This is a genomic window from Mesorhizobium sp. M1E.F.Ca.ET.063.01.1.1, assembly GCF_003998155.1.
In the GTDB taxonomy this organism is placed as follows: Bacteria; Pseudomonadota; Alphaproteobacteria; order Rhizobiales; family Rhizobiaceae; genus Mesorhizobium.
The window spans coordinates 1-2074 of the sequence record NZ_RZSC01000918.1 but is presented as its reverse complement, the minus strand read 5'-3'; the positions used below and the strand labels follow the sequence as shown (position 1 = coordinate 2074).

The 2074-nt window shown below is 63.7% G+C and carries 1 protein-coding gene; it reads right to left on the bottom strand.

Going from position 1 to position 2074, the window contains the following annotated elements; genetic code table 11:
• Positions 1-1606 (bottom strand): 5'-3' exonuclease H3TH domain-containing protein (locus EOA29_RS34245; protein ID WP_281061127.1); only part of this gene is annotated, 1606 nt, incomplete at its 3' end.
• Between the last annotated feature and the right edge of the window lie 468 nt (positions 1607-2074).

The window sequence follows — 2074 nt, the reverse complement described above, 5'->3', positions numbered from 1 at the left end:
GGTCGAAGCCGACGGCGCTCTTGCCCGAGCCGGCAAGCTCCTTCTTCGAGGCCGGCGCATGGCCGAGCCACTTCTCAGACAGCGAGGCGAGATCGTGGCCGCCGGATGTGCCGGCGTCGAGCACATAGGAGATCAGCATCGTGTCGTCGAACGGTCCGACCTCGATGCCGTGCCTGCTCATGACGACGATGTCGTATTTCATGTCCTGCACGATCTTGAGAACCGACCGGTCCTCCAGCAGCGGCTTCAGCAGCGCCAGCGCTTCGCGGACCGGGACCTGGTCCGCCAGCAGGCCGCCGCCAAGCAGGTCGCCATTGCCGCTCGCGTGGGCGAGCGGCACATAGACGGCGCGGCCTGGCGCAACTGCCATGGAGAGGCCGATCAGCTCGGCCTGCATCGGGTCGAGCGATGTGGTCTCGGCGTCGAAGGCAAGGATACCGGCTTCCTTCACCTCGGCGATCCAGGATTTGAGCGTGGCCGTATCGCGGATTGCCGTATAGGCCGAAGGGTCGATCTTGCGCGCCGTCGCCTGCTCCAGTCGCAGCGCCGAGAGCAGGGAAGGGGTGTCGCCCTGAGGCGGGGCGTCTTCCGCCCTGACGGGCGGCTGGGCAGGCTTTGCGGCTGCGACCGGCGGCGCGCCGGCGCCGACATCGGGGCCGTGCGCCGTATCGGTACGCTCGATGATGACGGCGGAAGCCTGGACGTCGCCGATCTCGGTTGCGGTCGCCTCCGCGACGCGGCGGGTCAGGGTGGTGAATTCCATCGTCTTCAGGAAGCCGATCAGCTTCGGCCCGTCCGGCGCATGCAGCACCAGATCGTCCAGCCCCTCCTTCAGCGGCACGTCGTTCTTCAGCGTCACCAGCTCACGCGAGATGCGCGCCTTGTCGGCATTGGCGATGATGGTTTCGCGCCGCTTGTCCTGCTTGATCTCGGAGGCGCGGGCGAGCAACCCGTCGAGGTCGCCGAACTGCTCCAGAAGCTGCGCCGCGGTCTTCGGTCCGATGCCGGGCACGCCCGGCACGTTGTCGACGGAGTCGCCGGTCAACGCCTGGAGGTCGATCATCTTTTCCGGCGGCACGCCCCATTTCTCGATCACCTCCGGGATGCCGATCTGGCGGTCCTTCATCGGATCGTACATGCCGACCGTAGGGCCGACGAGCTGCATCAGGTCCTTGTCGGAGGAAATGATGGTGGTGTCGGCGCCGACCTCGCAGGCCAGCCGGCAATAAGTGGCGATGATGTCGTCGGCCTCAAAACCTTCCATCTCGATGCAGGGCAGGTTGAACGCCACGGTCGCCTGGCGGATCAGGCCGAATTGCGGGATGAGGTCTTCCGGCGGCGCCGATCGGTTGGCCTTGTATTCGGGATAAAGATCGCTGCGGAAGGTTTTCGACGAATAGTCGAAGATGACGGCGAAATGCGACGGCACGATACCCACATTGGTGTTGCGGGCGTCCTGCATCAGTTTCCACACCATGTTGCAGAAGCCGAGCACGGCGCTGGTCGGCAGGCCGTCGGATTTGCGGTTGAGCGGCGGCAGCGCGTGATAGGCGCGGAAAATGTAGCCGGAGCCGTCGACAAGGAAGAGGTGATCGCCTTTTTTCATGCCGGCAGGGATAGCGCGGCGAAGCTTCGCGGTCCATGCCAAAGGCTGCGCAACCCACCGGTTCCGGCAACACCCTGACAAGTGCCGATTCCGCCCCGATTCTGGCTGCTCATCCGACCGCTCACGGGTATGTTACAAAAGTGTAATCTTCGTGCCCTTGAATCGCCATGTTCCCAGACCCAAATAGCTGTCATCGGCATTTTTCGCCGAAGTCCGGAGTAAGGCCCGTCCCCCGCCTATCCCGGGCAAACTGCGGCAGCCTATCCCCCCTCTCCGGGCTGCCGCAACGTTTCGAGTAAAGACCGCCGTGGTTCCCCCTCCACCACGGCGGTTCTTTTTTGCCTTTCGACAAGCCTCCGATCCTTGGTCCAATGATCACGGCTTTTCGTTTTCGGCCCGGCCCTTTAGGGTCGGCGCAAAAATCGAAAAGCAAAAGCATGTCCAGAATTTCTCCCGTCCTCGATCGTC